22 protein-coding genes are annotated in these 21504 nt (G+C 37.4%); 5 read left to right on the top strand and 17 right to left on the bottom strand.

Going from position 1 to position 21504, the window contains the following annotated elements; translation table 11 throughout:
- Window positions 1-5: 5 nt before the first annotated feature.
- The 9 genes from ACZSMY_RS13245 to ACZSMY_RS13205 all read right to left on the bottom strand — a co-directional run bounded on the left by ACZSMY_RS13245 (window position 6) and on the right by ACZSMY_RS13205 (window position 8718).
- Entirely contained in the window at window positions 6-1505 is a 1500-nt protein-coding gene (locus ACZSMY_RS13245) for a tripartite tricarboxylate transporter permease (RefSeq protein WP_193062622.1), read from the bottom strand.
- Complete coding sequence (locus tag ACZSMY_RS13240) at window positions 1506-2006, bottom strand: tripartite tricarboxylate transporter TctB family protein (protein ID WP_052484958.1); 501 nt, start codon at window positions 2004-2006, stop codon at window positions 1506-1508. It abuts the gene before it with no gap.
- Window positions 2007-2134: 128 nt separating this feature from the next.
- Window positions 2135-3154 carry a tripartite tricarboxylate transporter substrate binding protein gene (locus ACZSMY_RS13235; RefSeq protein WP_193062620.1) on the bottom strand — a complete coding sequence of 340 codons (1020 nt, stop codon included), beginning with the start codon at window positions 3152-3154 and terminating at the stop codon, window positions 2135-2137.
- Between the two features lie 414 nt (window positions 3155-3568).
- Complete coding sequence (locus ACZSMY_RS13230) at window positions 3569-3901, bottom strand: hypothetical protein (RefSeq protein ID WP_246528982.1); 333 nt, start codon at window positions 3899-3901, stop codon at window positions 3569-3571.
- 169 nt (window positions 3902-4070) lie between these two features.
- Window positions 4071-4559, bottom strand: coding sequence for a PTS sugar transporter subunit IIA (locus tag ACZSMY_RS13225; protein WP_042531333.1), 489 nt, complete (start codon window positions 4557-4559; stop codon window positions 4071-4073).
- 87 nt (window positions 4560-4646) lie between these two features.
- The gene (locus ACZSMY_RS13220) at window positions 4647-5042 is read right to left on the bottom strand and encodes an NUDIX hydrolase (protein WP_042531331.1); all 396 of its coding nucleotides are present in this window, start codon (window positions 5040-5042) and stop codon (window positions 4647-4649) included.
- 182 nt (window positions 5043-5224) lie between these two features.
- Window positions 5225-6343 carry a Ger(x)C family spore germination protein gene (locus ACZSMY_RS13215; RefSeq protein WP_042531329.1) on the bottom strand — a complete coding sequence of 373 codons (1119 nt, stop codon included), beginning with the start codon at window positions 6341-6343 and terminating at the stop codon, window positions 5225-5227.
- On the bottom strand, window positions 6333-7406 hold the full coding sequence (locus ACZSMY_RS13210; RefSeq protein WP_042531327.1) for a GerAB/ArcD/ProY family transporter: 1074 nt from the start codon (window positions 7404-7406) through the stop codon (window positions 6333-6335). Before ACZSMY_RS13210 ends, ACZSMY_RS13215 begins: the two co-directional genes overlap by 11 nt.
- Window positions 7393-8718, bottom strand: coding sequence for a spore germination protein (locus ACZSMY_RS13205; RefSeq protein ID WP_246528983.1), 1326 nt, complete (start codon window positions 8716-8718; stop codon window positions 7393-7395). The genes ACZSMY_RS13210 and ACZSMY_RS13205 overlap by 14 nt, the downstream gene beginning before the upstream one ends.
- 237 nt (window positions 8719-8955) lie before the next feature.
- Here ACZSMY_RS13205 and ACZSMY_RS13200 point away from each other — a divergent pair, with 237 nt between their 5' ends.
- On the top strand, window positions 8956-9615 hold the full coding sequence (locus ACZSMY_RS13200) for a hypothetical protein (protein ID WP_042531323.1): 660 nt from the start codon (window positions 8956-8958) through the stop codon (window positions 9613-9615).
- 164 nt (window positions 9616-9779) lie between these two features.
- On the opposite strand, the gene ACZSMY_RS13195 is transcribed toward ACZSMY_RS13200, so the two are convergent.
- Window positions 9780-10328 (bottom strand): histidine phosphatase family protein, encoded by a 549-nt coding sequence (locus ACZSMY_RS13195; RefSeq protein WP_465147873.1) that lies wholly within the window; start codon window positions 10326-10328, stop codon window positions 9780-9782.
- A 134-nt stretch (window positions 10329-10462) separates the two neighbouring features.
- On the opposite strand from ACZSMY_RS13195, the gene ACZSMY_RS13190 reads away from it, so the two are divergent.
- From ACZSMY_RS13190 to ACZSMY_RS13175, 4 genes are all read left to right on the top strand, one after another.
- A complete protein-coding gene (locus ACZSMY_RS13190) occupies window positions 10463-10681 on the top strand; it encodes a hypothetical protein (protein WP_193062616.1) in 219 nt (72 codons plus the stop codon).
- Between the two features lie 163 nt (window positions 10682-10844).
- On the top strand, window positions 10845-11222 hold the full coding sequence (locus ACZSMY_RS13185) for a group-specific protein (RefSeq protein ID WP_193062614.1): 378 nt from the start codon (window positions 10845-10847) through the stop codon (window positions 11220-11222).
- Complete coding sequence (locus ACZSMY_RS13180) at window positions 11203-11742, top strand: RNA polymerase sigma factor (RefSeq protein WP_465147933.1); 540 nt, start codon at window positions 11203-11205, stop codon at window positions 11740-11742. The genes ACZSMY_RS13185 and ACZSMY_RS13180 overlap by 20 nt, the downstream gene beginning before the upstream one ends.
- Window positions 11729-11980 carry a hypothetical protein gene (locus ACZSMY_RS13175; protein ID WP_042531315.1) on the top strand — a complete coding sequence of 84 codons (252 nt, stop codon included), beginning with the start codon at window positions 11729-11731 and terminating at the stop codon, window positions 11978-11980. The genes ACZSMY_RS13180 and ACZSMY_RS13175 overlap by 14 nt, the downstream gene beginning before the upstream one ends.
- Window positions 11981-12420: 440 nt before the next feature.
- Here ACZSMY_RS13175 and ACZSMY_RS13170 read toward each other — a convergent pair whose 3' ends face one another.
- The 7 genes from ACZSMY_RS13170 to ACZSMY_RS13140 form a co-directional block, all read right to left on the bottom strand.
- The gene (locus ACZSMY_RS13170; RefSeq protein ID WP_465147872.1) at window positions 12421-13659 is read right to left on the bottom strand and encodes an IS256 family transposase; all 1239 of its coding nucleotides are present in this window, start codon (window positions 13657-13659) and stop codon (window positions 12421-12423) included.
- A gap of 558 nt (window positions 13660-14217) precedes the next feature.
- Entirely contained in the window at window positions 14218-15114 is an 897-nt protein-coding gene (locus tag ACZSMY_RS13165) for an Rpn family recombination-promoting nuclease/putative transposase (protein ID WP_052484954.1), read from the bottom strand.
- 189 nt (window positions 15115-15303) lie between these two features.
- The gene (locus ACZSMY_RS13160) at window positions 15304-15507 is read right to left on the bottom strand and encodes a hypothetical protein (RefSeq protein WP_139089045.1); all 204 of its coding nucleotides are present in this window, start codon (window positions 15505-15507) and stop codon (window positions 15304-15306) included.
- A gap of 119 nt (window positions 15508-15626) precedes the next feature.
- Entirely contained in the window at window positions 15627-17765 is a 2139-nt protein-coding gene (locus ACZSMY_RS13155; protein ID WP_465147871.1) for a DEAD/DEAH box helicase, read from the bottom strand.
- A 391-nt stretch (window positions 17766-18156) separates the two neighbouring features.
- Window positions 18157-18342, bottom strand: coding sequence for a hypothetical protein (locus ACZSMY_RS13150; protein ID WP_341172430.1), 186 nt, complete (start codon window positions 18340-18342; stop codon window positions 18157-18159).
- A 262-nt stretch (window positions 18343-18604) separates the two neighbouring features.
- Window positions 18605-19882, bottom strand: coding sequence for an MFS transporter (locus tag ACZSMY_RS13145; protein ID WP_341172429.1), 1278 nt, complete (start codon window positions 19880-19882; stop codon window positions 18605-18607).
- 183 nt (window positions 19883-20065) lie between these two features.
- Window positions 20066-21286: an MFS transporter gene (locus ACZSMY_RS13140; protein ID WP_212928571.1), complete on the bottom strand. Its 1221-nt coding sequence runs from the start codon at window positions 21284-21286 to the stop codon at window positions 20066-20068.
- Between the last annotated feature and the right edge of the window lie 218 nt (window positions 21287-21504).

Raw genomic sequence — 21504 nt, 5'->3', positions numbered from 1 at the left:
ATTTATTAGGAAACTTTACTCTTTTTGTTTAATTTATCAAGAATAATTGGCAAGAATACACCTAAGATAGTAATGATAATTAGAATGATACTTACAGGGCGAGTTAAAAAGGCATTAATCGTTTCACTACCATGAAGCTGTACACTTTTCAATAATTCTGAATCCGCAATTGGACCAAGAATCAAGCCAAGTACGACCGCAATGACAGGATATTTATTCCTTCGTAAATACCAACCAATAATTCCAAAAATAAATACTAAAAAGGCATCAAATAATAAATTTCGTGTAGCAAATGCACCAATTAAAGCAAATACTATGATGATGGGAATAAGAATTCTAGTAGGAATATTTATAACACGGCCTGCCCCTAAAGATACTGCTCCTCCAACAAAAATCAAAAAGAACAAACCTACAACCATTGAAAAAATAACACCATATAATATTGTACTTTGTTCAATAAATAATCTTGGTCCCGGAACCCATCCTTGCATAATAATAGCTCCAAGCAACATTGCCGTTGATGCGCTTCCTGGAATACCTAAAACAAGCATCGTAGCAAGTGCCCCTCCCTCAGAAGCGTTATTAGCGGATTCCGCTGCTACAATTCCTTCTTCATTCCCTTTACCAAATTTATCTTTAGACTTGGAAAATCGTTTCGCCTCATTATAGCTCAGTAAACTGGCAATCGTAGAACCTGCTGCTGGCAAGGCACCAACAAAAACTCCAATCGCACTTGATCTGATTAAATTAAACGGATATCTAAAGATTGATTTGATACCTTTTAAAATTTGAGAAGTTAAATTTTGATTTGCTGATTGCTTAGACACAAATTGTTTATCTGCAAGAAAAAAGAGTTCAGATACTGCAAATAAACCGATTAATGCAGGAATCATTGGGATTCCATCCAATAAATAAACATTATCAAAAGTACCTCGTACCGCTCCAGTATCTGTCATGCCGATAGTACCTAATAAAACACCGAACAACCCTCCAAAAATTGATTTAACAAAGCCTCCTTCTTGTATTGAAGATATAATTGTTAAACCAAATACTGCTACAAGAAACATTTCCGTGGGACCAAACTTTAATGCAAAGGAGGCAAGAGGTTGAATAATTAATAGGAGCACAAATCCTCCAATCATTCCCCCTATAGCAGAGGACCCTACCGCTAGACCTAGAGCTTTTCCTGGCTGACCCTGCTTTGTCATTGGATAACCGTCTAAGGTAGTTGCGACTGCTGCTGGTGATCCAGGAGTGTTAATCAAAACCGCTGTTATTGCTCCCCCAAACAAACCTCCTGTATAGATTGCAATTAAAAACACAAGTCCGGATAATGGTTCCATCGTAAATGTAACTGGAAGCATCAACGCAATACCCAATGATCCTGTGAGACCTGGTATAGCCCCGAGTATAACCCCTAAAAGTAGCCCTAATATAATTAAAAGGAAATTAAACCAGTTCATAAACATGACTATTCCATCCATTAGTGACTGCCATTCAATCATCTACAATACCCCCTCTAATAGTATTCCTGATGGAATAGGTATTCCCAAAAGGTTATTAAATAGATAGAAAAGAAGCAGTGTAAATACTATTGGCAAAATAACTAGAACTTTTTTCGAACTTGTTCCTAATATTCTCATCAAGATTGGCATATAAATAATTGTCATTATTAAAAAACCGAGATAATTCATTAATACTAAATAAATTAATGTTGACAGCATAAACAAAAATACTTTTTTGCTTAATCTAGCAGATGATTCATCTGCTTCATCGGAATCTTTTTCATCTGTGTTAGTGGATTGTTTTACTTCTTTCCATTCTTTCCATATGATTAGTGGATAAAGTAGAATGATAATCCAAATAATCGGATTGACCATAAGTTTATCCTGTGCGCTGTTTAGTGAACTAATATCTACTAAATATACTACTGAAAAAATAAGGATACCTGTGGCTACAATAACGCGATGGACAAATGTATTAAAAAATTTTCCTAATCCTCCCACATTACCCCTCCTTATAATAAAATTTAGAAAAAAATAAAGTCATGAATTTTAAATAAAAGGTTCATGACTAATAAAATATTCGAGTGGAACCAATATAGTTTTCTAGTTTAATTTCTTCTAATGTTGTATTATTCTTCTTTAAGTTTGTCTTTATATTCATCTAATAAGTCATGTAGAGAGTGATTTAATTCATCACTTTCCTCAGGGCCACGAAATTCACTTACTTCCTCTGCGTTGTTATCTTTGATGTAACCTTGATATTCTTCACTTTCGAATACATTTTGATATGCTTCTGTAAGTAATTCAAACAATTCTGGATTATTTTCTTTAAAAGAATCATGTGTAGCTAAGAACCGAACAGACCCTACTAAAGGGACTTCTACATCATAATTTGCTAATACATCATTTATAGGTTCTGCATCTGGCCATAAATCCATTTTTTCTTCTGAAGCTACAGATAGAACTTTAATGTTGTCTTCAATTGCGCTATCCCCCAAAGCATTACCAATCATGAAATCAACGTGCTCTCCTAAAAGAGCGTTACGCATTTCCCCTCCGCCATCATAAAAAACTGGTTTAAATTCAATTCCTAACTCTTCTTCCAACAGTACTCCGGTAAGATGTAATGGCCCACCGCTTACCGTAGAATAGCTAAGCTCTCCAGGATTTTCTTCTGCATACTCAATTAACTCTTCAAATGTTTCAAAAGGCGAATTTTTATGCACAGTTATTGTGATTGGATCAAATTGTTCAATATTTACCATTGAAAAATCATCAATGTCATAATCTGCATCTTGTAGCAGAATACTAGCACTTAAGTATAATTGCGTACCACCAAATATAACAGATCCATCATCTTTCCCATTCTGAAAAACGGTAGTTCCAACCTGTGTAGCTGCCCCAGGACGATTATCAATTTGTATTTTTGTATCTAATTCCTCTTCTAACTGCTGAGCAATAACTCGCATCATACTATCCAAGCTCCCTCCGGCATCAAACGGAAGAATAAGCGTCGTAGTATTATGTGGCCATTCTACATCTCCTTCTGAGTTTGCCTCGTTATTCGCCCCATCGTTAGAACATCCTACTAAAGTAATCCCTAAAATTAATAGTGCAATAAGTAGTTTTGCTATTTGAAACTTCTTCATTTTTTCCCTCCTCTTATTTTAAAAAGAAACCGCTTGCAAAATTATTTATTCCCCCTTTTCTGAATTATATAAATTAAAACTTTTCGATATCATATCATAGTTTCGTATAATTGTATACAATTATACGAAAAATTTTCGACAATATTTTTTAATTCAACAAAAAAAGACAAATTAATTTATAACAGCTAGATGATGGACGAGGGAGAAGACTATCCTGTACTTTTTATTTTAGTTTATATTTTTAGAATTTTGATTAGTTTAATATTAGCTGTACATGTAAAAACTTCATTTAAAGGTAATTTTCTTTGTACAGGATAAATCTGTGTTATTTATTCTCTTCGAAAAATGTCATATTGTAACCAATAAAAAATACCGATTAGAAACCGGCATTTTTATCTTGATTTATTGTATTTTTTAATAAAAAGTCCCAGGCTGTTGAAGAGTTTGCGGTCTCCACCAAGACTCTACCATTTGCCACGCTGAATGAAAATCCTGTCCCTGCCCCATCAAATATGCAATTGCTATGGCCTCTCTTAATGCATGCGGATAACCGAGATGTTGCGCTTCCCGCATCCCGTGGTTGATTACTGGAGACATCGCAGACAACACCTGCTGCTCCATCGAATGTTGTCCCATATTCGGCTGCTGCTGAAAATTCCGAGGTTGTTGCTGATTAAAAAACGCCATATGCTGATTTGGATTATATGGATTAGACATATTAGCCGCCTCACTTATAAATGGAATCATTTTAGGTAAATTCCCTACTGTGCAGCCTATGCATTTATTATTTTAAATGTTCCCTTTGAATACTTCATACAGAAGCAATGTTATTCACGCCTGTACTCAACGAAGTTTTTAAATAAAAAGTGATTTCCCGCCATAAAGCGAAAAACCACCAATTTAATTCTTTACCACATTATTTAACAGTAATCACAACGTCTTCACTTGCACGTACTTGGTTCACATCTTGTTTATTTAATGCTTCGATATCACTCATATTCGTAATAAGCATTGGTGTGACCGTATCTGCAGCTTTTTCACTTACCACATCTAGATCCACATCAACAAGGGCATCGCCTTTTTTCACTTTATCTCCTTCTTTTACATGGATGGTAAATCCTTCTCCATCCAAGGAAACCGTTTCTAATCCAATATGAATTAGAATTTCGGCACCATTGTCAGCTTTAATCCCTACAGCATGCTTTGTCGGGAATGCTTGTACAATATCTCCGTCAACAGGTGATACGACTTTACCGTTAGATGGTTTAATCGCAATTCCGTCCCCCATCATTTTTTCAGCAAATACCGGATCAGGTACTTCTTCCAAAGGAATTACATCCCCGTCGACGGGGGCGAATAATTCAATTTCCTGTTTTTCTTTCTTTTTAAAAAGCTTCCCAAACATAGCTATCCCTCCAAAATTGATATACATTGATTTTATCATATGTTCCGAAGAATTACTTTAATAAGCCTGCTAGAGCCCAACATGTAATCAACTTTGCTTATCTATCAGCTTCTCCACGATTTCTCCTGGCCGAACATCCAAATAAATAAGCTCATCCAGTCCTATCCACACTGGCTGGTAAGTCCCCCTATTTCTACTAGAATTCGTATACTCCTCTCCAAGTCCTGTCGCAAATTCACCACTTATTATCTCTGCGGCAAAATAATATTGTTTACCATCAAAATTTATGGTATCAAAAAGTTTGATGATTCTTACATGAACACCGAGTTCTTCATATACTTCCCGAACAGCTGCTTGTTCTGGATTTTCTCCGTCTTCTATGCCGCCTCCTGGAAATACATAATACCTTCTTTGTTCACGAGTTCTTTTTATCAGCGCAACTTTCCGGTTTTCGATAATCACTGCAGCACTTCTTCTTCTCATTTATACACCTCTCTTCTTTATAATAAATGAAGCCATTTCATCTGTATACTTACTTTCTCCCCCTATTTACCACTATTAGCCCTGCCTGATAGATAAAAACAATAAATTGGTTTAAATGGCTTCAAAATGTAATAAAAAACTCCAGATACCATATTTACGATACCTGGAGCCCTTTTCTCCAACTAATCCTGTTTTTGTTTATCCCAGTCTTCAAAATCATCATTATTTAAATTTCGTATTTTACCATTATTCTCGATAACCGCTTCTACTTCTACCTTTACATTTATATTCGGATACGTTTCATTGAGAAAGTTTTTCAGTTCATTATGGGTATAGTTTTTCCTGATTCGATTACTGATTCCAAGAACATCTGCATGTTTATCCTGCAGCTTTTTAACGAGCTGAAGTGTATCCTTTTCCACTTTTTCTTCAAACTTCTTCTGAATATCTTCATCGTTTAAATGATCTTCTGCTTCAGCAACAATCATCACAAATTCCAGCTTGATGGTCAGGTCGATTTGATCGCCATTGTATTTGTAATCGTACTCTACATCTCTTTCAACAAGCTCTACATCAGTTGTCTCATCAATCGTTATAAACGTTTTAATAACGTTTTCTTCATTATTTAATAAATTCATCAGCAGCACTTCTAAAGCATCTAATGTTTCAACGATCTTTCCATTCTTTAGCACGGATGCGCCAAAGTAATCCATTTCCAAATTTTCATTGGAGCTAATAATTGGAATAGCAATATCTGAGGTATACGAATGAATGCCTCTGTATACCTGCCATAGACTTACTTCCGGATTATAAATTTCCCAGCCAGCCTGCTTTTCTAAAAATCCAAATATAGGTACACCTACTTTTTGAAATGTTTCAATCATCTGATCGATATAGGAATCCATATCTTCTTGGGTAAATGCCACAGTTGGTGTTGCCGGCATATCTCTCATGCGCATGAAGGTATTAATGATTTTTCCAATCCCTTCCCTTCCCAGTTCTTCACCTAACACAACAAAACCAATATGTTCTAAATCAATGGTTGTTTCAATTTTTTTCTTAATTTGTTCAATGGCGTCAACAATTGTAGCACCTTTGCCGTCCACCTTTGCCAAATTCCTCTGCTCAGATACCACAGAGACCGGTATGATTAAATACACATGATACAAATCTTCATCCTTTGTTACCCCCATTAAAATAGGCGTGGAACGGTAATTAATGTCTCTGGAATCCCAGCATCCACTTAATAAAGCCAGCAATACGAAAGAAATGATTATCTTTATCCAATAATTACGTTTCATGTTTATCCCTTCTTCCTATCCAAAAAATGAAGATCAGCAGACTGATGAAGGTGTAAAAACGAAGCGGCACAATCCAAATGATATGGGATTGTACTTGCTCCCACGTAGAAATCATATTTGCTACAGCTGTAATGAAGATAACTATAATAACCATTGCAATCGATGCATGAAGCTTGCTCGTCTGGAAGATGCTTTGATATAACGTCCGCAAAATATGCAATAGCATCCCTAAAAATAACGTTGCGTAGATAAGAAGACTTAGACCAAAGAGGCTTGTCAATGTTTCAAAGATAGACCAGTCAATATCAACCGTAGCTAGCATTTCGATATATGGAAAAGTGAAATTCCGTGCTATTTCATTTCCAAATACCAGCATGGGTGAGTAAGCAGCCATAAATATAAATAGAATCAAAAGCCACGAAAACCAGAAAACCGTTTTATAATTGAATTTTTTTCCTTTTGGTAAAAAAGCGATAAATAAAAAGGTTGGAGATAATATTAAAAAACCTGTAATAAAAGGCATCTCCAATAAAAAATCGAAGTTACTTACCTTCGCCGGAAAGAAGTTATACCATTCCGCATTGAAAAAGGATAATATGAAAATAACGACTATGACATAGGAAGAAGTAGCTGCTATTAAAAAGGTTGTCCGGAAGATACTTTCCATCGAACCAAGACCAATATAACCAGCCGTTGTAATGAAGATGACCATCACATAAAACATGGGTGTCTGATTCAAGAATAATACTGTAGTAAACTCTGCATAAGTACGGATGGCAACAATCACTGTTCCAATAATAAAAAGGCTGATGGGCACAAGTAAAGTAAGGGATACAGCCCAACGTTTTTTGGGCAAATTTTTTAAAATATTAGGTTCCTTTAACTTGGATACACCAAATAACAGCAGACCAAAAAGAGCGATATGTGAAAATCCATGTATAAGAACAATTAGCCAATGTCCATTATCTACTGTATCCAGGATAAGGCTAGGATACAGCAGAAACATCACTCCGATATTTGTGACTAAAAAAAAGATTATAATCAATAAATTATTGATTTTCACTTTGAATCCCTTCCTTTTTCCATCGGACATATGGAACTCCAAAACTCGTGATTCGGGCAATATAGGAGCATAAAACCAGCAGACCGATGACATGTCCCAGAATTCCAAACATAGCGGAGAAAACGACAATAATATATTTCATCAAGCGCAGCGTAATCCCATTTTCAAAGTTAACGATAATTCCATTTGCAATTGTCGTCGCAGCAATGATAATAATCAATACCCCACTCACAAGGCTGGCTTCCACAATCGCCTGTCCCAAAATAATACCGCCTACTACTCCAATCGTATTGGATATCGAGAGAGGCAGCCGAACGGCAGCTTCCGTAATCAATTCAATCAAAAGAAGCATAATGATGATCTCAATAAAGGCAGGATAAGGCACAAATTGACGGCTCTCCGTTATCGACAAGGCCAGCTGGACTTTTAACATTTCCGGATTTATTGTAATCAGCGCGACATATAAGCCGGGCAGCAATACAGCAATCATAATTCCAACAATACGCAGAAGATATAAAGAATACACAAATGCACTCAGATAGTTACTGTCACTTGGCTGTTTGAACACATCAAAAACCGTATTAAACAATACCAGTGCAAACGGATAACCATCCATAAAGAATACAATCTTCCCCTGCTCTATGTATTCCATGGCGTTTTCAGGTAGCTCTGTAGAATTTACTCTGGTAATTAATGAAAATTTAGAAAAACCAAATGCAACATGAATGTCTTTGACTTGTTTGATTTCATTTGGATAATCCTCGATTTTCTTTTTAATCATCTCTACCATGTGTTCCTCTGTCGTCCCTTTTAAAATAAGAAAAGAAAAGCGGCGGTTTCTTTTTCCATGCTGTGTTGTGATTACTTCCACATCTTTTGATTGATATTTACTTCGCAACAGCCCTATATTTTGTTGACTATTCTCTGTAAATGCATCCTTTGCCCCGTAAATAGTGGTTTCATTGACAGGAACTTCAATACTTCTGTATAGAGGTTGTGAAACAGGATCAATAATTAATGACATTTCTTTCTCACGATTCCAAATAATTACTTTTCCTTCATAGAGTGTTTTGATTTGTTTATTAAATTCCATTTTCTTCCAATATGTTTCTTTAGAATGAAGGCTGTTTGGCTCTGATGATTTTTCTTCTTCGTGCCGAACTAATGTCTCCACCATTTCCCACGTAGCCGAAAAATCCACCAAACTTTCAAACCCAACCACATCGTAAGGAATACCTTTAATAATGACGGACTTCATTTGCAAATCTTTATTCTTCTGTTTCAAATCTTCTATCTGATTGATGAAATCCATTGTCCGCATCCTTTCTCTTATCTTATCTTTTAGTTATGAGCAAGGAAGCACTTTTTCATACAAAAAATCCGCAGCTCTGTTCTTTCTAATTTTTTAAACAGGTGGTTCTACACCGAAACTTTATTCACCCGGAAGTTTACAGAGGGTTTACCGTACTAATGTGTAAATTATAAGAAACCTTTTCCCCCCTTTTCTCGTATTATCTATTAAAAGAACACGATTCGGAGGCAGGATAGCATGTTTCGTTTTAAAAGCAAGCGCAGAGAAAGAGCAGCAAAAAAAGTAAAGAGTGGGGATGGACATGCGTTAAAACCCTTTCGTTTTTATGAAATATTTTATCGTTCCCTTTTTTATATAAACCTTCATGAAGATGATAAAGAAAAGCATACTTATGCAGTCCATATTAATTACTTTGATGAAAATGAGTCCATCGATTTATACCGTGATGGAAAGCACCATGCAAAAGCCTCTACTCCAGCTGTCTTTCCGGTTCCTGGAGGGGTTATTGAAGCTGCAGCAACGACATATGGTTTAAAACGAATTCATTATATTACGGAAGATGAACGCGAGTTTGTACTCTCCCCAGATCGCCGTTCAGCGGAAGGGCTGCGCATGCGTTTCGATGCCAAATTCCCTGAAATCAGCGCCATTATCGGAAAGTTTGCCATTTTTATTCTGCTGGTTTCTTTAATACTAGGACTTCCGCAGCTGGCTTCGCTTATTTCGGAGATTCCCTTTATTGCAGAGCGGTTTGGTTCCTTTGATTCGCCAATCATTCTTCCTTCTTGGCTAAATACGACACTTCTCATCGCCGGGGGCATCGCAGCTATTGAACGTGCTTTGACATTAAAAAATCATTGGCTGATTGATATGGAAACAAGCTGGTGGGATGACTAATTTTTGAAGTGAATGGAAAAGGAAATACGAAGTTTATCAGCAAGTATTTAAAAATGCAGCAACCGCCAGTTGAATGACAGTTGCTGCATTTTTAAATACGTTTTTCGGCGATTCATGACCTGTTAAACTGATTATTGGATAATTAATTGCATATCTTTCGTTCTTTACGCTTCTAACCATATCCGCTCAAGCTGGTGATGATCTTCTGAAATCTGCAGCTTATAAATATCGGGATTACTAAGTTTTCTCCACGCCTCAAATCCCGTACTTTTATCGTAATAATGCAAAAGCAGAGAGATGATTCCTCCATGGGCCACCATTATGCTGCTCTTCGCATCGCTTTCTCGCAAATCATTCACTACATGCATTATTCTCCTGGTTGCTTCCTTACTGCTTTCGCCGCCTTCATATTTTAAATAGAAATCCGTATACGTTGCTTCAAGTTTATCCATCCAATCTGGCATCGAAACCGTACTGAGCACCCTCTCTTTCAAACGGCTATCTGTCTCTATTTTTAAATTGTTCTTTTCAGCAAAAGGCTCTACCGTTAGTATCGCGCGTAGAAACGGGCTGGAAATGATGCGATCAACTTTTTTGCCGGAAAGGAATACAGCCAGCTTCTTCGCCTGCTCTTTTCCTTTTTCCGTCAAGGAGGCATCAGGAGCTTGACCTGTTGCTTCACAATGCCGGATGATGTAAATTATTTTATTCATCTTCTTCAATAATCCTCTCTTTTTGAAAAATTTAATTTATTCTCTTTATCCTAACAGAGTTTATGATATTTCTTTTATTTTTTATGAACTTTTTGCTTTGTTTGTTTGTATAGTCAGTAAACAAGGGGGAGGGAATGAAAATCAATGCATATCAAAAACGAACCATTTATATTACAACTGGTGTACTTATTTTCTTCGCAATCATTTCTTTCATCACAAATGATTGGAGATTCTTTTTAGGAAGCTTATACCCTGTATTCATTAATATCATGTTTGCATTTACCGCTAAAAACAATAAGCATATACAAAAATTTAATCAGAAACATGCTGAAAAAAAGAAACTTGTAAAATAAAATATAAAATCCAATGTTTTTACTTCTTTGATATAATGCCTGTACAGTAACTCTTATTGACGAGATATAGTTCAAACCTTATCCATGTCCGTTTATTTGGCTGGCCATCATGTCATACTCGGAATTTGATCAAAGAAAATATATAATAGATAGGAAGGGAATTATGGGGAAAGGATATATTATTTCTTTAATTGTGGCAGGGGTATTATCAATATTGATTCCTGCTATCATCAGATCATTTAATCATAAATATGTTGTTAAAGAAAATGGAAAAATAAATTATAAAAAAACAACGATTTATTTAAGGTGGAACGTATTTGATACAGTCACGTTATGCCTTGCCATTTATGTCATTCTCTGTGCACAAGCCTTATTTTTCTTCATTGCAGCTGGAAAAACCGTTGAAAATGCATGGGTGCAATTTCTATCCAATCAAACGCAAACTTGGGTTATTGTTATTGTGAGTTATTTTGTTTCCCGTATTTCGATGACATTAAAATCCATCAAAGCTCACCTAGGGGATAAAGAAGATGAAGCGTAACGAAGAGTGGATGGAAATTTACAAAAATGGGAACAAAGCAGGCTTCACACAATTATATGAACGCCTGTACGAACCGCTTTACTGTTTTCTCTACCGTTACACGCAAGAAGAACAGCTCAGTATCGATATTATTCATGATACGTTTGAAATCCTGCAGAAGAAAAAGCAGGCATTCAATCCTGCGAAAGGAACAGTCAAAGCTTATTTATTTCAAATTGCTTACCGCTTACTAATAAATAAATTAAATCGAAGAAAGAAATGGCGCTCTCTGCTGCCTTTTTTAGCACCACAGTCTAATCACTCGATAAGCATGGATGAAAAATTATGGGTTCAGCAGGCCATTGCCGACTTGCCTGATAAGCAGCGGGCGATTATTTTACTGGTTTATTATGAAGACCTGCCGCAAAATGAAATTGCATCGATATTAGATATTCCGATAGGTACCGTTAAATCGAGGCTACATACGGCAATGAATACATTAAAAAACAACCTGGAGGAGGATTTTCATGCTGAAAGATGAATTTAATGAAGAAGATAAACTAAAGGAAGAGCTGGACCGATTTCAGGTAATCGTCCCTGAGCAGAAACGCAGGCAAAAACAAACAGCCTGGCAGCGATTTATCCATTATTTAGCTTCCCCTGCCAAAGATCCTTTAGAAAAAGCAACCGTCACCTTAACCGGGTTAAATTTAACAAGAATGGTTCCTTTAGCTTTAGGGGTTGGGATGAGTGTAATTCAATTATGGATTCATATGTAAACAATAAAATGCGAGTAAAGCAACTTTCTATTACTAAATTCTGCCCAACTTCCTTAACTACAGTTTTACAGATTCTAGATTAGGGGATGGTTTTATAACCTGGAATAATGGGAGGTTCGTAAATTCATGCAGGTAGTATCTTGACTTATCTTTGGATACCTTCTCCTTCTCTTACATGTATGGTTTCATGAGCTGGGGCATTACCTTGCCGGCCGTTTTATTGTAGAAATCCATAAAGACAATATCCAGATAAAACTTTTGAATATCCCCTTCATGTTGCGTTGAAAGGGAAAGATGAGCAATGGGTGGCACCGAATGACAAAGACGGAAATTATATAGAGAGCTATTTAAAATATGATCCGCAGGGTAAATGGTCTTTTTTATACATAATGGCGGGTTTTATTTCAGGGGTTTGTCAAATAAAGTGTGTAAGTTCCCATTCACTCAAGGTACTTTAACACTCTATCTTTCAGTTCATCATGAAGTAGAAGTTGGTTCATGACCATTGCCCAGTTTTGGATATGACCGCCTTCCCACTTAGATTCCAGTTCTCTGATCCGTAAAAATAACACTTTTAACAGAGCGTTCTCGTTAGGGAATGCTCCTTTTTTCGTTACTTTTCTAAAACTGGAATGGATGCTTTCTACAGCGTTTGTGGTGTACATGACTTTCCGGATGGCACTTCCATAATCATAAAGCTGCTCTACATGACTAAAATTCCTTGTCCATACATCAATCTCGCCCTGGTAAGCCGCCCATTGTTGTTTAAAGGATTCAAAGGCACTTAAACAAGCCTTGAGACTTGGTGCTCCATACACTTTTCTTAAAGCTTTGGTGAAAGCCTTGTAATCTTTGCTTGGCACGTATCTGATCGAGTTACGAATTAAATGAACCATACAACGCTGCACAATGACTTCAGGGAAAATAGCTCGTGCACCTTCTTCTAAGCCACTCACTCCGTCTATCGATAGAAAGAAAATATCTTCTACACCTCTCGCTTTGATTTCATCAAAAATCTGCATCCACTTATGCTTGCTTTCTGTCTCGTTTAACCATAATCCAAGTATTTCTTTCTCTCCTTCGATGGTGTAGCCCAGAATGGTATAGACTGCATATTTCCTTGTTTCATATTGGTTGCGGATGGTGGTATACATACAATCGACAAAAACAAAGGCATAACAGTTACTCAAGGGGCGATCTTGCCATTCTTCCAAATCAGGAAGAACTTGGTCGGTAATGTCCGATACCATTTCATGAGAGACAGAAAAGCCATAAATGTCCTCAATGGTGGAGGAAATATCTCGCTGGGACATGCCTCGTGCGTACATGGAAACCACTTTATTTTCAATGGCTGATACATCTTTTTTTCGTTTCGGTATCAGTTCCGGTTTATAGGAGCCGTCTCGATCTCTTGGTACCTTGATATCTACTTCTCCTGAGCTTGTTTTAATGGTCTTTTTACCATAACCATTTCGTCTATTCTCCGTTGTTTTTTCTGCTTTATCATTGGATTCATAACCTAAATGATGATTCATTTCACCTTTCAACATAGACTCAAACATCGGTCCAAATATGTCTTTCAATGCATTTTGCATGTCTTCTACGTTCTCTGGTTGGTAGTTTTCTAGAATTTGTTTGGCTAATTCAGCTGATTTCTCTTCTCGCTTTGACTTAGACAATAGAATAACCTCCCAATCGTTATATACTTATTCTAACAATAAAAAACTAAACTGCGTAGTAAGAGCCGTACGCTCTCTTACTTACACAGTTTAGTTTACACTCCCTATTTCAGTTATTTTTTTCAGCCTGGCAGCGAGCATCTTTTTTATTTTTCAATGCTGTATATATTTTCGGAGATGCTTTATTTTCTATTTGGAAACAAACTCCCTTTGGTGACACGAGCGCTGCTTTTCTTTTTGCCAGGTGGCAAACGATTCTATTTGTTAGCATTCTTTTACTAATTTATGTTTTCTTCTATATGTTTATTTGGATTCAATCGTAACTTCCACATGACAAGGGGCAGGTTTCATAACCGCTCCCTTTTAGGCTACTGATATAAAATTACTTTTCCCACAACATCATTTACCGGCAAGTTTTCCATTTTCTCCATCATTTGCGCTTACTCCTCTTTATTTAGTTTTAAATAAGTTTTGCTTCATATAAACAAAGTGAGCCAATTTACAATGAAACCAGCTCACTTTGTTTGTTTATAGAAACAGATAATCTATTTTATTTATTTACTCACTAGCAAGCCTTTTAATTTCTGCTTCACTTAAGTCTGTGATCTCTGCAATGTCACTGATTGACATATCTCTTGCTATCAGTTTCAAAGCTAATTCCTGGTTCCGCTTTTTTATCCCTTCTTCTATTCCTTCTTGCTTTCCTCTCTCAAAATAAGAATTCGGCAGCTGCATGACTATTTCTTTTTCCTCTTCCGGCAAGTTTTCCATTTTCTCCATCATCTGTTCTTCCTCCTCTTTATTTAGTTTTAAATAAGTTTCGAAATAACCATAAAGAAACTCCATTTGCGCCGGATTGATTTTCATCCGGGTAATCATACGCAGAAATTCCAACTTTACTTGGACACGCTCATGTTCTTCATAGCCCATCTGACTAAGCAATGCGGCTGCGGCCGGGTTGTCTGATTGAATATATTCTTTCCAGTTTTTCTTTCTTAATTGTAATTGTAAAAAGTTAAATTGAAGTACTTCTTGGGTAGGTGTATCGACTTTGAATTTCGTGGGTTCTTCTTGTTTCCTATTATAACTCAAAACGGCGATAGGTTGAATTGGTTTGCGGTGTTTAGCGTAAAGATAACTGAAGTAGAGAAACATTCTTTCGGGGAAATCTGCCTCATGGGTGGATTGTGCTTCGGTGTGGATATGGAGAATTTTATCCTCGTGATGCAACTTTACTTCGACGAGCACGTCAATTTCCTTTTTGGAGCCTTCAAGATAATCCAGGTAGACTTCCTGTTCAAGAAATGTGACGTTGGAGAAATCAATGTAGGGATGAAGGTCGGGGAAGAAGCCTTCGATAAATTCCTCGAAAAACTCTTGTATCAGCTTTTTCGTCAGCCGATCATGTTTCATGTAATCTGCTTTTTCTTCTAGTATAACGGGGACTGTAAACAATAGAGCACTTCCTTTCTTTTAAATTATATTTATTTTAGCAATTATTCTGAAATAAAACAATTATAGTTTTTTCATTCCTGCTTCGAAAAAACTAATACTACTTCCCTATAAGAAAAGAGCATCGTCACAGACCATGCTCTCCTCTCCCTTATAAGAACTGCTAAACTAATCTTTTTCATTATTCTCCCCTTAAACTTGCGGCTTCTTTCCTTTAAATGAAACGAAAAATACAATTAAACTCACAATAAAAGCTGCTAAGGCCAACCATGAAACTGCATTGGATACCGAAATGACATCTAAAAATCCAAGTACAGCAATGATAGGCATGACAAGAATAGCTCCCAGAACCTTTTTAAAACGTGCATATCTGGCTCTTTCTTTAAATGATGTCATGGCATCCTCCTTTTTCGTTATAGAAGGTTTTCCCGGCTTTCTTGCAGATGAAACATGCTCCATAATACATCACATAAGAAATATGATAATTCTTCCGTGTATGCAATTCAAAAAGTCTTTTAACGCACAGTCTCCATAAACCGCTCTTTCTCCAGCTTCAATACTTTTTTCTGAATAGAAGCTTCTTCTTCTTCCTGCTCCTGCTCATCTAAAATGCGTGATGCTGTGTCAGATTCTTTTACAAACAGGTTAAAAAGATTCGCTTTTTCTCCTAATACGTCAAGCATTGTCACATCAATACTCTCTTCCGTTAATAAGCGATAAACGACAACGTTTCGAGATTGTCCCATTCGATAAGCACGGCTGATCGCCTGTTCTTCCATTGTCGGCTTCCATTGCGGTTCGCATAAAACAACCACATTGGCAGCCTGAATATTCACCCCGACACCGCCGGCAGTAATCTGGCTGACCAGAACGGAACCAGCTTCATCCGCTGTGAAGGCATCAATGATTTCCTGTCTTTTATGATTCGAAACATCCCCAGTAATGACGCGATGTGCCTCGTTTTCTAAATTACTGCTGATTGTCTGGATAACATCTTTAAAATAAGAAAATACCAGCACTTTATGCCCGTTTTCTTTTGCATTTTCACAGATTTCAAGCAGCTTCTCAAGCTTCGGTGACTTACTCTGAGATCCGCCCTGCCAGCCTGCACGGCGCATGGCCATGACCTGTTCCTCTTTCACTGCCTGCTGATAGAACTTCTTCTCTTCTTCACCAAACGGAACCCATTCTGGAATAATCTCCAAATCCGGAAGCTCATGTAATACGTCCTTCCGATTCCTCCTTAAATAAACTGGAGCAATGGCTTCACGGAATGCTTGCGGATTACGCAACAGCATCTCTTCTGATAAGTCATCCGCAATTCCCGGCTGCAGGACAGAGACCAATTGCATCATTTCCTCTACCGTGTTCTCGAGTGGAGTTCCGCTCATAAATAAGACATACTCCGCTTCGTCTGCCAAATGATAAACATTTTGCGAGCGCTTTGTATTCGGATTCTTCACATAATGCGCCTCATCAACAACCAACGCATCAAAATGATGACTGCCTTCCAATGGCAGAGTTCCCGCCAATTCAAAAGTGGTTATTAAAATACCCGTACCTTCTTGCCAGGCCTGAAATTGTTCTTCACGATTGCTGCCGTGAAAGATAAATGCCTGTAAAGCAGACCGCTGTTCCATCTCTCTTTTCCAGTGGGCGATTACGCTTAGTGGACAAACAATGACAGCATGTCCCTGATGGTTTTGCCTGAGATGATTGAGAATAGCAAGCGCTTGAACCGTCTTTCCTAAGCCCATCTCATCCCCCAGCAGCGTCTTTTTATAAAGCAAAGCATACTTCGCACCAAAAATTTGATAATTTCTTAAGGTAATATGCAGTCCATTCGTATCAAGCGGATGGTTATTTACTGCTCCTACCACTTCTTCTGGCAGACTTTCGGAAATATTCTTCGAGTCAAAGTCCGTTGCTTTTTCAATTTCTGTATAGTAAAAGGCATTTTCTCTTTCAAAATGCTTTTTGAGCTCTTCTTTACTCACTTCAAAATCAAGCATATAATCTAATCTTTTCTTTATCTGTTTTAATTCCTTTTGATGCTTGTTTTTATTTAGATTGGCAAAAGCAGACCGTATTTTTTCCTTCTCCTCTTTCGGCTGAAACAAACCGCCAAAAAATCCTTTCTGTTTCTTGGCCATTTCAATATCAGATATCGTTTCATCATAATACTCCTGAAATTTCTCCTGCATCTCTTTAAGAATGTTTAACAAATGCCATTTTTTATAAATCGATTCCAGCAAATGAACATCTTCATCAGAAATATCATCCGGATTCACACGCGGCGTTGCCTGTTTATATACTGCTTCTTTTATTTTAGAAACTGCCTGATAAATGTGCTCTGCCGTTTTTTCATCCATCCCATCCAGCTGCGCCAGGTCCTGAGCTGGTTTATCCGCTATATCTTTCATTGTTTTCAGCCCATTATGCTTCAAAGTGTTTACAGGGAGCTCTTTATTCACTGTTAACATTGTATCTAAAGGCATCGTCTTTAATTGTTCATTTCCTGAGCTTGTTTTCAGCCTCTGCCATATTCCTTTGATTCGATTGTTAAATAACTCCTCCGAGTTCATATCGATGCTGTCGTATATCCGGTTCAGATCCGCTTCTAACCGTTCTACGTCCTGTTTCGTCCGTACCATGATTTCTCCTCCTGCTGCTCTATATCAAACATGTAAAATTGTCTTTTTTATCGATCACAGACAGCAATTTTTTTTACCAGCTGCCTCATCTCTATTCAAAATTACATTCCGCTTCAGCAGAATGTATGACATTATATTATTGTAGCATTGTTTCCCGCACGATAAAAAGAGAAGATGTCTTTATCGTTACGTATTTACCCTTTATCGATAACGCAAACGCATTTCCTGTTTTCAAATGTAGATTAAAACCGTTCTTAACCATCATAAAAAACCGCTTGATATCTAAGTATACCAAACGGTCAGAGCAATATTGAAGCTGATGTATCACGGAGAATTGTCCGTAATCCTCTCATTGAATGAGATTTCGTTCTACATTGCGCTCAAGCAAATCCTATGTAATATCAAAAGAATTCGCCCGATGAGCCTTCTGAAAAAAATGCTGATGAGATTTATTTTTTCGGCTTCCCTTAAATAGATGATGATTTCTGCTCAATAATTCCTTATAATACTGGGCAAATCCCGCATGTGATAATCGCAAATTAGCCATTCTTTTCATTGGCTCATCTGTTTTATCCATCCTATCATCCTCCTTGCTTTAGCGTATGTACAAGGAGAATCAATTATGAAAGCTGGAAGGAATCTAATTACAGATTAAAGATGATTGCAACATACTGTCAGTTCCACGGTGAAAACTTCTTTTTTCGATGCTATTTTCCCACCGTCTAAAAGCCTGCTTACAAGGAATCTCAGTCTCCTGAGAGAAAGCAGACAAACTCCGCTCAATATACTGTTTTTATAATTATACTAATATCCTTGTACGTGATTTTTAGAAAAGCATTTCACTGCATACTTTCCCCAATCTCTTTCTTCATAACAATCTCCATTTTTCTCCTGCTCCGAAACGCCCCGACTGTCAACACAGCCATCAGCACACAGATAATGATTCCTAACATGAAAGCTGGTTCATAGCTGTTGGAAAGGTCATACATATAACCGAAGACCGCAAATCCGAAAGACTTTACTAACGCCTGTCCCATCGTTACATAAGAGAAAATTTCAACAAAATGTTTCTTTCCAAATAATTCTTTTGTAATCAATGGCAGCCCGACGATAATAACCGATGCATGAATACCGTACAGAAGGGAAGCAGTAAACACGGTAGCATAGGTTCCATGAGATATGAAAAATAGACTGAAGCCAAATGCAATCAACAGCACACTGACAATCAACGTCATTTTCACACCAAATTTATCACTGGCTGCTCCAAAGAGAAATTTGGTAAGCAGGTTCGATATCATCGAAGCCGAAACTAATGTGGCAGCGGCTGTAGTGGTTAATCCGACAGTATCACCGTAGGAGGTTAACAGCTGGTTTAATCCGCTGATCAACCCGGAAAATGAAGCAATGATAATTACACAGAAAAAAGCTAAACTCGTTATCGCAACTTTCACAGGTACGCCCTTTTCATTTTCTTTTTTAAAGGTTTCTTGATCTTCTAAGGTTTCTGCATAGCCATATGGTTTGTACCCTTTATCCTCCGGTTTAAAGCGTAAAACAAAAATGGTGAAAGGCAGGACAATCACTCCGATAATAATCGCGGTGATCACATATGCAGTTCTCCAGCCAAAGCTGTCGATGAAAGAAGCAATCACCGGATTCATAATTGCTCCTCCAATACCTGTAAAAGCACCGATGATTCCCAAAGCCATTCCCGTTTTTTTGTGAAACCAATTTTGAACAATAACCGGAATAGGAATATAAAAAATAAATGCTCCGGCAAATCCGATAACGATACCAGAAAGGTACCATTGCCATATTTCTGTATATAACGACATGGCAGCAATAGCCGAAAGAGCTACCACAAAGGCAACAGATAATGTAATGCGGACATCGATTTTAGGTAATAATTTTGCCACTAAAGGAGAAGCCACAAACATTGCCAAGCATAGAAAAGTCATGTATAAAGACATATCTCCTGTGCCAATCCCCAATTCCTTTGTAACAGAAGGAAAGAATATACCCGATGTGTTGAAAATTGTACCTAAGCCGGCAAAATTGATCATACAGCAGACAATTAAGACCACCCAAGCATAATGGAATTTTTTCTTCTCTTTCATTTTGCATCACCTTTTTCAGCTAGTATCCATTCATTCACCATCAAAGTAATTATCCCCTTTGGAACAACCCTGGGGGTCTGTCATTTTACCAGCGGGAGAGACTGCCCTCTCCCACTGTATGGTGCTTCCTATGCCATTCCATTCGATTTGAAATAAACCGTGCTTAAATCACTGTAACACGCTTTACGCGGCTTCTACCATACCTTCATTCTCTTTCTTATATCTTTTATTGACGTAAATTGCAAGCAACACACCTATAGCTGTTATGGCAAAGTTAAACAATAAAACATATTTTGGTCCGTCTACACCGCCAACTCTTGTAATCACACCAGCTGCACTTAAAATAATATAGTTAGCCAGACTGGATGAAATCATAACAATGGACGTGATTTTTCCTTTATGCTTTGGAAACAGTTCATTTGCTGTGGATGTTACTAACTGTAATACTCCGCCAGCTGCAGCGAATCCGAGAATAAACCCGCCGATCAGTAAAATAGCCGGCGTTTCTATAAAGTAAATAATAAGCAGCATAACCGCTGATATCGCTGGATATAAAATAAGCACTTGAACTGGTTTGAGCCATTTTTTATTGATGAAAACAGCCGTTAATAATACAGCAACAATAGATCCGATGGCATAATAGGACTGAATGGTGCTTGGATTTTCCATACCATATAATGTTCCTAATTCCTGGTTGGCATTAAGCCAGAGCTGGAATGTAGAAGTACATGTAAATGCAATAAGAATAATGACCACGCTTGTCGCTGTGAATTTCATTTTTTCTTTCTTCTGGTTCTTATCAGTCTTTTGGGTACTGCTATTTGGCGGTAATGGCACAAAAGCCAGCAACACACCGTCTATAGCGAGCAGAATCGCTACAAAGTAAAAAACGGTTTGGAATGACATTTGGCTGGCAGCCACAAACCCTATCATAAAAGGTAATGCAAACTGTCCGATAGATATAGAGAACTTAGTGAACATATTCGCTATACTGCCCTTTTTACCGAAAATCTCCATAAGGGATGGAATAACCCCGGTATCCAAAAAGGAATTGGCAGCTCCTCCTAATAAGGCAAAGACAAAAGCAACATAGAAATTCGGAGCAAAAATGATTCCAACAAAGAATAATACATATAAACCGACACCAATCAGACTGGAAACTCTTCTGCCAAATTTATCGGAAACAGGTCCTGAGATTGGCAGCGTAATCAGACGCCCCAGCCCTAATGCAGCAATAACGGTAAAAACGATACTTACATCCAACGCGCCATTGGGCAAGGTTGCTGCTCCCCACAGCTCTGCCAGCTCATCTTTATATTGTGCCAGAATAGATACTCCAATACCATGGATAATAAAAGTAATATAGAGTGCCAATGCAGCTGGATAATATCTTTTCGTATTCATGATTTTTTTCTCCTCTCATTTGAAGGACTTTTTATTTTCTACTGGATATAAAATGATTCATCATTCTGTGGGAGTTTACGCTCCAATGTTTTCAGGTTAGTGTGACTGCTGCGAAAAACACTACGCTAAATAGTTTTTTGCTATCTAGTTGTAACAAACATCATATTTAAGAAAATTCATTAACCTGACAACATTGGTTTACGCTCTCCTCTCACAGA

Source organism: Oceanobacillus sp. B139/18, from assembly GCF_055524595.1.
The sequence above is the reverse complement of the archived record's forward strand: the minus strand, read 5'-3'. Positions and strand labels throughout refer to the sequence as shown.

Bases quoted from the DNA above. Each gene is read 5' to 3' on its own strand.
- ACZSMY_RS13230 (WP_246528982.1), bottom strand. From the start codon at position 3,901: ATGATTCCATTTATAAGTGAGGCGGCTAATATGTCTAATCCATATAAT.
- ACZSMY_RS13140 (WP_212928571.1), bottom strand. From the start codon at position 21,286: ATGAATACGAAAAGATATTATCCAGCTGCATTGGCACTCTATATTACT.
- ACZSMY_RS13150 (WP_341172430.1), bottom strand. From the start codon at position 18,342: ATGGATAAAACAGATGAGCCAATGAAAAGAATGGCTAATTTGCGATTA.
- ACZSMY_RS13215 (WP_042531329.1), bottom strand. From the start codon at position 6,343: ATGAAACGTAATTATTGGATAAAGATAATCATTTCTTTCGTATTGCTG.
- ACZSMY_RS13225 (WP_042531333.1), bottom strand. From the start codon at position 4,559: ATGTTTGGGAAGCTTTTTAAAAAGAAAGAAAAACAGGAAATTGAATTA.
- ACZSMY_RS13190 (WP_193062616.1), top strand. From the start codon at position 10,463: ATGAAAATCAATGCATATCAAAAACGAACCATTTATATTACAACTGGT.
- ACZSMY_RS13220 (WP_042531331.1), bottom strand. From the start codon at position 5,042: ATGAGAAGAAGAAGTGCTGCAGTGATTATCGAAAACCGGAAAGTTGCG.
- ACZSMY_RS13175 (WP_042531315.1), top strand. From the start codon at position 11,729: ATGCTGAAAGATGAATTTAATGAAGAAGATAAACTAAAGGAAGAGCTG.
- ACZSMY_RS13200 (WP_042531323.1), top strand. From the start codon at position 8,956: ATGTTTCGTTTTAAAAGCAAGCGCAGAGAAAGAGCAGCAAAAAAAGTA.
- ACZSMY_RS13235 (WP_193062620.1), bottom strand. From the start codon at position 3,154: ATGAAGAAGTTTCAAATAGCAAAACTACTTATTGCACTATTAATTTTA.
- ACZSMY_RS13205 (WP_246528983.1), bottom strand. From the start codon at position 8,718: ATGGATTTCATCAATCAGATAGAAGATTTGAAACAGAAGAATAAAGAT.
- ACZSMY_RS13195 (WP_465147873.1), bottom strand. From the start codon at position 10,328: ATGAATAAAATAATTTACATCATCCGGCATTGTGAAGCAACAGGTCAA.
- ACZSMY_RS13245 (WP_193062622.1), bottom strand. From the start codon at position 1,505: ATGATTGAATGGCAGTCACTAATGGATGGAATAGTCATGTTTATGAAC.
- ACZSMY_RS13145 (WP_341172429.1), bottom strand. From the start codon at position 19,882: ATGAAAGAGAAGAAAAAATTCCATTATGCTTGGGTGGTCTTAATTGTC.
- ACZSMY_RS13160 (WP_139089045.1), bottom strand. From the start codon at position 15,507: ATGACATCATTTAAAGAAAGAGCCAGATATGCACGTTTTAAAAAGGTT.
- ACZSMY_RS13155 (WP_465147871.1), bottom strand. From the start codon at position 17,765: ATGGTACGGACGAAACAGGACGTAGAACGGTTAGAAGCGGATCTGAAC.
- ACZSMY_RS13185 (WP_193062614.1), top strand. From the start codon at position 10,845: ATGGGGAAAGGATATATTATTTCTTTAATTGTGGCAGGGGTATTATCA.